This is a genomic window from Acuticoccus sediminis (assembly GCF_003258595.1).
GTDB classification, from domain to species: Bacteria; Pseudomonadota; Alphaproteobacteria; order Rhizobiales; family Amorphaceae; genus Acuticoccus; species Acuticoccus sediminis.
In genome coordinates this window covers 1-1,060 of sequence record NZ_QHHQ01000043.1, presented here as the reverse complement: position 1 = coordinate 1,060, position 1,060 = coordinate 1, and the positions used below count along the sequence as shown (strand labels likewise).

Genomic DNA, 1,060 nt, shown 5'->3' with positions numbered 1-1,060 from the left:
CCGAAGCTGGGTGATGGCGGTTTGAGGAAGGCGGCGTATCGAGGCGGGTGACAAGCCTGCCAGGACCTCCAGAAGGAGCGATACGCCATGACAAGAGATAGCACCGTTCTGCCATTCCAACACCCCGAGGAGGTGGACGATCCTCTGACGTCGGTGCTGCGAGAGGGCGCCCGCCGGCTGTTGGCGCAGGCGGTGGAGGCCGAAGCCGAGGCGTTTCTGGCTGCGATGCGGGACGAACGCCTCGGCGATGGGCGGGCCCGGCTGGTGCGGCACGGCCACGGTCCGGAGCGCACGATCCAGACCGGGATCGGCCCGGTGCAGGTGCGGCGGGTGAAGGTCCGCGATCGCGGCGCCGAGGCGGCCCCGGGAGCCGAGAGGATCACTTTCACCTCGGCGATCCTGCCGAAGTGGGCGCGGCGCACGAAGAGCCTCGATGCGCTGCTGCCGGTTCTGTACCTGCGCGGCATCTCCACCGGCGACTTCCAGGAGGCCTTGGCAGCGCTCGTGGGCAGGGAGGCGCCGAACCTGTCGCCCTCGGTGATCGGCCGCCTGAAGGAGGAGTGGCAAGGCGAGTACGACCGATGGCAGCGGCGCGACCTCTCGGCCCGGCGGTACGTCTATGTCTGGGCCGACGGGGTCTACCTGCAGGCCCGGATGGAGGATGACGCGGCGTGCATGCTGGTTCTCCTTGGGGCGACGCCGGAAGGCAAAAAGGAACTCGTCGGCCTCCATGTCGGCGTTCGCGAGAGCGCGCAGAGCTGGCGCGAGCTCCTCGTCGATCTCAAGGCCCGGGGTCTCGTTATCGCGCCGCAGATCGCCGTTGGCGACGGGGCTTTGGGCTTCTGGAAGGCGCTCGAGGAGATCTTTCCGCCGACGCGGCACCAGCGGTGCTGGGTCCACAAGGCCGCCAATGTCCTGAACAAGGTGCCCAAATCGGTCCAGCGGGGCATGAAGGCCGATCTCGCCGAGGTCCGGGACGCACCTGACCGAGCCAGCGCCGAGGAAGCGATAGCGGTGTTCGCTGAAAAGTACGGTGCCAAGTACGCGAAGGCCGTGGAGT

General features: G+C 68.1%; 1 protein-coding gene. It reads left to right on the top strand.

The features are described from left to right. Nucleotides 1-87 precede the first annotated feature (87 nt). Nucleotides 88-1,060: IS256 family transposase (locus tag DLJ53_RS34595; protein WP_111352847.1), on the top strand; the 973-nt coding region annotated here is incomplete at its 3' end.